Source organism: uncultured Maritalea sp. (assembly GCF_937139385.1).
Lineage (GTDB): Bacteria > Pseudomonadota > Alphaproteobacteria > Rhizobiales > Devosiaceae > Maritalea > Maritalea porphyrae_A.
In genome coordinates this window covers 1-6,650 of sequence record NZ_CAKZPW010000198.1, presented here as the reverse complement: position 1 = coordinate 6,650, position 6,650 = coordinate 1, and the positions used below count along the sequence as shown (strand labels likewise).

General features: G+C 52.4%; 7 protein-coding genes and 1 pseudogene. 4 read left to right on the top strand and 4 right to left on the bottom strand.

Annotation, left to right across the window (positions count from 1 at the left end; translation table 11 throughout):
* Positions 1–557: hypothetical protein (locus Q0231_RS08600; RefSeq protein WP_299347163.1), on the top strand; the 557-nt coding region annotated here is incomplete at its 5' end.
* Positions 558–631: 74 nt separating this feature from the next.
* On the top strand, positions 632–1,726 hold the full coding sequence (locus tag Q0231_RS08595; RefSeq protein ID WP_269392630.1) for an ATP-dependent RecD-like DNA helicase: 1,095 nt from the start codon (positions 632–634) through the stop codon (positions 1,724–1,726).
* Positions 1,727–1,802: 76 nt separating this feature from the next.
* Here the strand turns inward: Q0231_RS08595 and Q0231_RS08590 are convergent, their stop codons facing one another.
* From Q0231_RS08590 to fsa, 3 genes are all read right to left on the bottom strand, one after another.
* Positions 1,803–2,507, bottom strand: a complete 705-nt coding sequence (locus Q0231_RS08590) for a hypothetical protein (protein WP_299347161.1) — start codon at positions 2,505–2,507, stop codon at positions 1,803–1,805.
* A gap of 414 nt (positions 2,508–2,921) precedes the next feature.
* On the bottom strand, positions 2,922–3,974 hold the full coding sequence (locus tag Q0231_RS08585) for an Mrp/NBP35 family ATP-binding protein (RefSeq protein WP_299347159.1): 1,053 nt from the start codon (positions 3,972–3,974) through the stop codon (positions 2,922–2,924).
* Between the two features lie 44 nt (positions 3,975–4,018).
* Positions 4,019–4,672, bottom strand: a complete 654-nt coding sequence (gene fsa / locus Q0231_RS08580; protein WP_299347157.1) for a fructose-6-phosphate aldolase — start codon at positions 4,670–4,672, stop codon at positions 4,019–4,021.
* Between the two features lie 203 nt (positions 4,673–4,875).
* On the opposite strand from fsa, the gene Q0231_RS08575 reads away from it, so the two are divergent.
* Together Q0231_RS08575 and Q0231_RS16720 are read left to right on the top strand one after the other, a co-directional pair.
* Positions 4,876–5,394 carry a hypothetical protein gene (locus Q0231_RS08575; RefSeq protein ID WP_299347155.1) on the top strand — a complete coding sequence of 173 codons (519 nt, stop codon included), beginning with the start codon at positions 4,876–4,878 and terminating at the stop codon, positions 5,392–5,394.
* Between the two features lie 227 nt (positions 5,395–5,621).
* A pseudogene (locus tag Q0231_RS16720) lies at positions 5,622–5,798 on the top strand (TetR/AcrR family transcriptional regulator); the annotation flags it as partial.
* 269 nt (positions 5,799–6,067) lie between these two features.
* Here the strand turns inward: Q0231_RS16720 and Q0231_RS08570 are convergent.
* Positions 6,068–6,650: hypothetical protein (locus Q0231_RS08570; RefSeq protein ID WP_299347154.1), on the bottom strand; the 583-nt coding region annotated here is incomplete at its 5' end.

The following is a 6,650-nucleotide window of genomic DNA, read 5'->3' as shown; positions in this document are numbered from 1 at the left end:
ATGGCGTCGCCGGTGCAGAGCAGCCGGAACCAGTTGGAACCCTCAGCGGTGCGCCGGTGTTTTCTTATGTCTGGCCCACCTCGATGGACCCCGCGACTGTTGGTTTCGAGGGCGGCACAGGCATCCTCGCACTGGCCGCGACCAGCCACCCCGATTTTGATGACACGCCACTTTACGATGAGAACCAAGATGGTGATTTGGCGAATGATGGCGATTTGTGGCATTCACATTGGGTTGTTTTGGCTCCTACTGAAGCCTGTGGCGCAGGCGCATTGGCTGTACGTGACATAGAAGAAGGCACATCGCCCAAACTGCCCCTCACCTGGCCGGGCCTGCCACTGTTCATTGATAGCCCGGGCTACACCCCAGTTTTTGACGGGGAAGAAGTAAAAGTGAGTGTGCCGTTTGGTGCAGGGGTACAATTGGCTGGCGTAAAATACGATGGCGTTACATCTGCTTTGCGGGTGAACGCCAATCTTCATGCACCGCTATTGTGTGTCACAGATGTATTTGATGTCGCATCTGGCGATCTGAGCCTGCCGGGCGAGATTAAATAGGCAATCTGCATGTTGGCTCGAATCTTTTGCACCTTTAAGGTGCAAGTTCACAAAACCAATTCGAGCCAACACTCATGCAATGGTCCCCTCAACAAGATGAAGCCTTAAAGGCAGTTGACGCCTGGTTGAAAGACAAAAACGGGCCGCAGGTGTTTCGGCTGTTTGGCTGGGCGGGCACGGGCAAATCCACCCTTGCGGTGCATTTGGCGCAAGGGGTGGGCAGCGTTGTGTTTGCCGCCTTTACGGGCAAAGCCGCATTGGTGATGCGGCGCCGCGGATGCGAGGGCGCATCGACGATCCACAGCTTGATTTATAAGTTTGTGAACGACAAAGAAGGCACGCCGCAGTTCAAGCTGAACGATGATAGCGACATTTGCGACGCAGAACTGATTGTAATCGATGAAGTGTCGATGGTGGGGCAACAATTGGCCGAAGACCTATTGTCTTTTGGCACTAAAATTTTGGTGCTGGGCGATCCGTTTCAACTGCCCCCCATTCACGACACTGGCTATTTTACCGAAGCTGAACCCGATTTCATGCTGACCGAAATTCATCGGCAGGCAGAGGACAATCCGATTGTGCGATTGTCACTAGAAATCCGCGAAAATGGTCGTTTGGATTATGGCACTTACGGCGAGAGCAAAGTGGTGCGCAAAAATCAGGTGGCCCGCGAAGAGGTGTTGGAGGCCGAGCAAATATTGTGCGGCACCAACGCCACCCGCCTCTCCTATAATGATCGGGTGCGCGCGCTCAAAAACCTGCCCCCACAAACGCCCGTGGTGGGCGACCGCCTGATCTGCTTGCGCAACAACCATCAAAAGCAATTGCTGAACGGCCAATTGTGGATTGCCGAAGACGTTGAATATAAGGGCCTTGGCGTCTTGGACATGGTGCTGAACCCAGACGATGCCGGCGACCGCCTAAACCGCGCCAACGTCACCACCCACGAAAAATTCTTCCACGGCAAAGAAGCTGAATTGGGCTGGGGCGAGCGCAAAAAATATGACGAGTTCTATTTCGGCTATGCCCTAACCGTGCACAAATCCCAAGGCAGCCAGTGGGACAATGTGTACCTGTTCGACGAAAGCTGGGCTTTTCGAGAAGACCGCGCCCGGCATTTATATACGGCGGTAACGCGGGCGGCGGAGAAGATTACGGTGGTGCGGTGATGCTTCGTCAGTTATGGGAATATGTCTGCTTTGTGGACAAAAAGTCGAACCCTAATTGCTGAGCAAATTGCTTTGTCTACTCTGTATTTACCTTGGTGGCTTCTGCCAGTGCTGCAAGCTTTTCTGCTTTGAACTCCACCACGAGTTTCAACCCCAGTGTATCATTTATCGCTTTAAGTAGACTATCAGTAGCCTTTTTGGAGTCATCATAGTCCAATTTCGCCCTTGTCCTGGCGTCAACAAGAAGTTGATTCATTACTACCATTTTTGGCTCCGCTAGCATCCACTCTTCCTTCGTGAGATTACTCGTGCCCACGTTACCTTCCATCTCGGCAGGGAGACTGGCTTGCAATTCGTTGCGCAAGCCAGCGCAAGTTTCAAACACTTCAATCAAGTTGTTATGGATCCCATCTAGCGACATAAGCATGTCAGTGAGTTCAGCGTCCTTAAACGACAAAACAAGAGACATTTCTTCCGCTGAGAAATGTACATCGGCAGGTGTCCCCACTAGTGGCAGGACAAATAAACAGGGTCTACTGTGTGAGGCGGGGTCTCCTGCAGCGAAAGACTCTTCCAGATGTAAGTGTAGATTGTACAGATTTGAGTGGATGCGCATAACTTTGAACATGATAGAATGGGCCAGTGCTATGCTCCTTTCCTTCTTAGCGGCCTTACGTTCCTTTTTTGCCGCCCAGATCGCGACAAGTTGCACGACCAACGCGATTAACCCACCAACCAAAGCACCGCTTATGGCTGACCAAAATTCAGTGCCGAATGTCATAGAACTTACCTTCACTTCCAGTTGCTTAGATAATACATGGAATGCAAGGCACACCAAGGGCTCATTGCTGAGAACTTGTGTTCCTATTGCGACCGCACCCAATCACCCCACAGCCACAGCAATATCCAAAAATGCCTTCGCCTCTGCACTGTCTGGTCCCGTTGCAACAATGGTTGTGTCGACATCTGAGTGTTCGCGAAAGTGCATGTGTCGGCAGAATAGCAAATTGACAGTCGACCCCGGATCAAGTCCGGGGATGCCAAGAGGAGGTGCACTGCGTCGTCCCCAAGGGGCATTCCCGCACTTGATGCGGGATCCAGTCTAACGGACTAGCTGACTAGGCAACTCGCTATCTAGCTAACCAACTGCCTCAACAATACCCAACTAAACCCCAACCGCCTCAGCAATAACCAATCAACCAACAACCTCAGCAATATTCAAAAACGCTTTCGCTTCTGCACTGTCCGGAGCGGTCGCCACAATTGGTGTGCCAGCGTCGGAGCGTTCGCGGATGTCCATGTGCAAGGGGATTGCGCCGAGGAAGGGAACGCCGAGCTTTTTCGCTGTCTCCTCGGCCCCGCCGGAGCCGAAAATGTCGGAGCGGGTGCCGCAGGATGGGCAGAGGAAATAGCTCATGTTTTCGACAATGCCCAAAATGGTGACTTTGGTGCGGGCGAACATGTCGATGGCTTTTTTGGCGTCGATGAGGGCCAAATCTTGCGGGGTGGAAACGATGATTGCGCCAGTGAGCGGCACGGATTGAACGAGCGAGATGTGCACGTCGCCAGTGCCGGGGGGCAGATCAACCACGAGGGTATCAATATCGCCCCAATCTGTTTCGCGCAGCAATTGGCGTAGGGCAGAGGTGGCCATGGGACCGCGCCACACGACAGCTTGGTCGCCTTCGAGCATGGAGCCGATGGACATAACCTTGAGGCCATAGGCTTCGTGCGGCGTAAAAATGCCATCGTCGCGCATGGCGGGTTTGCCTTCTAGGCCCAACAATTTTGGCATAGACGGGCCGTAAATATCTGCATCCAAAATGCCGACCTTTTGGCCTTTGGCTTGTAAGGCCAGCGCAAAATTGACCGCCGTTGTCGATTTACCCACACCGCCCTTGCCTGAAGCAACAGCGATGATGGATTTGATGCCTTTTACCGGCTCTTTTGGCGGCGGGCCCGGTTGGCGCGGGGCCGCGGTAGCTTTTTGCGCTTGTTGGCGATCTGAGGTGATAGAAATCATCACCTTGCGCTCGCCAGCAATTTTGCTAACCGCTGCTTGAGCTTGGTCGCGCACCGGGGCAAAAGACGCCTCTAGTCCCGGTGCGATGGTGATGGCGAACGCGATGGCGCCTTTAGTGATGATGATATCGCTCATGCCTGCATAGCCTGCCAATGGGGCACCGCCGGGCAATTGCACAGTGGCTAGCGCTGCGCGTACTTCATCTTCCAAAGCTTTATCGCTCATCTTATATTCCGTTCGCTTTAAGTTGGGGTTTGGACCCCGGTCAGTTAAAGGATTTTTTGACCTGTAGACGCCCAGTCTTTCACAAAGGCGTCTAGGCCTTTTGCGGTCAATGGGTGTTGAACCAATTGGCGGATAACGCTTGGTGGAATGGTTGCCACATCAGCGCCAGACAAGGCAGCATCTGAAACGTGATTTGCAGAGCGAATAGATGCTGCAAGAATTTCAGTTTCGTAGCCGTAGTTGTCATAAATGGTGCGGATGTCTTCGATCAACTGCATGCCATCAAGGTTGATATCGTCCAAGCGGCCAATGAAGGGCGAGATATATGTCGCGCCAGCTTTGGCGGCCAGCAATGCTTGGTTAGCTGAAAAGCACAAGGTGACGTTGGTTTTGATGCCCTTGCCTGAGAAGTATTTACAAGCTTTTAGGCCGTCCATGGTCAATGGCAATTTGATCACAACATTTTTGGCGATCTTGGCGAGGTGCTCGCCTTCTGCAACCATACCGTCATAATCAGTTGCAGCCACTTCAGCGGATACTGGGCCTTCAACAATATCGCAAATCTCTTTGACCACTTCGAGGAAGTCACGGCCAGACTTTGCGATCAAGCTTGGGTTGGTGGTTACACCGTCCAAAAGACCGGTTTCATTGAGTTCTTTAATGTCTGCAACTTCTGCAGTGTCGACGAAAAATTTCATGGCTCACCTAATTTGGGTTTGGCGTCAAAATGTGGGGCCGTTGTCTCACAAATTGCCCCCCTGTCGCAAGGCGCAAATCCGCATTTACTGATACGGAAATTGCCCTAAGACTGGCGGCGACCATAATTGAAGACGATTTATTTATCAAATGGTCAAATTTTATCTGTGTTGCGATCTCTCTTCATGTCGGATAGCACTGGCCCATGCCTGCCAATTTGCCAAATATCAAACTTGAACCAGATTGCACCAATTGCGCCGCTTATTGCTGCGTGGCGCTGGCGTTTGATCGCTCCAATATGTTCGCCTATGACAAGCAGGCGGCAGAACCCTGCAAACATTTAGACAAAGCGCACAGCTGCACCATCCACGATGATTTGGACACACAAGGCTTTAAAGGCTGCATCCGCTACAATTGCTTTGGCGCCGGGCAGCGCGTGTTCAGCGAAATATTTGCAGGCCGTTCATGGCGCGACCATCCGAGCGAAGCACAAGAAATGTTTGACGCGTACCGCGTGATGCACAATGTGCACGAGTTTTTGGCCATGCTGCAAGCTGCGCGCAAGTTAAACCTAGACACAGCTCAAATTAGCCAAATCGAAGCGTTTGAAACAGAGCTCAACCCCACCTCCCCTTGGACCAGCGCCACGCTGATCGCATTTCAAACCTGCGGCACTTTTGAGGAGATTCGTGCGTTCTTCACGGGGTTGAGAGATCGGGTTTAGGGGAAAGCCTACTCCAGATTGAAAACTGCTTTGTAGTTTGTTTAACACTCCATGTGCAATCGCCGTGCAGATGTTGAACGCACGTACGGATGCCAAAGCCACAATTGTTCCTCCAAACCACAACAGATCAGCTGAGCAAGACTAACTTTATTCATTTTTATATAGACTGGTCTATTTTTATGCATTATGAAGCACTGGTTGATTGATGAGAGCGAAACGGAAACTAGATGCCGAAACAAAAGAAAACCAAAGGCGAAGTGACGCGGGAGAAGTTGGTGGCGGTGGCGGCGGATCTGTTTCAGGTGCGCGGGTTCCATGCCATTGGGCTAAACGAGATCTGTGCGGCGGGCGAACTGCCCAAGGGCTCGGTCTATTATCACTTCCCCAAGGGAAAAGAAGAGATTGCGATTGCCGTGATTGAAGCGGCACAGCGCGAGATTGCTGTTCAACTCGAAGCGGCGGCGGAGGCTGCAAACTCCATTGGCGAATTCATGCAACTGGTCGCTGCGGGGTTCGGACACAATCTCACCAATTCAAATTTCACAAAAGGGTGCCCCATCACCACAATCAATTTGGAAATGGCCTCTGAGTCAGAGCCGATCCGCATGGCGTGTGCGCAAGCGTTTGAACATTGGATCAGCATTTGCGCCAGTCGCAACCAGCAACAGCGTGATTATGCAGGCTGCAAACCTTTCGATTGCCGCGCCGCACTTGCGCGCTTGCGCTCGACAAGTTCTGCGATCCGGCCCAATGCCAGCCCTCTCATCAATAGACTTGCCGGAAGGAATGCCCATGCGGCCACAATCCAAACCATTGTCTGCGGGTTGTCCAGCGTTACTTGCCCAAACAGCGACTCTGATGCCTTCAAAGCTGCCGGAATGAAGAACGGCAAGGTGAAGCCAACGATGATGTTGAACCGCGCATCACGGCCCAATCGCTGCACCACGTCACCCCCTGCTGTGGGGTCAAATGTCGGCATGTTGATCCAGACATTGAACGGGCCGGAATTGATCGGCCAGTTTTTCACCCGCACAAAGAAATAGAACACCGCCAGCGTCAGCATAGAGATAAAGTAGCTAAGCCCAGCCGCAGTGCGCACGCGTTCGATATGGTCAAAGCCCGTCCCCTCTGGCAGCAACAGAACAATCTGGCGCACCGGGGAATAGGGGAAATCAATGACGTCGCCAATATTGGTGCCAAAGGCGGTCACCATCTGATTCAGCGATGTCGGATCCGTTTCGCCACGCACCATGACC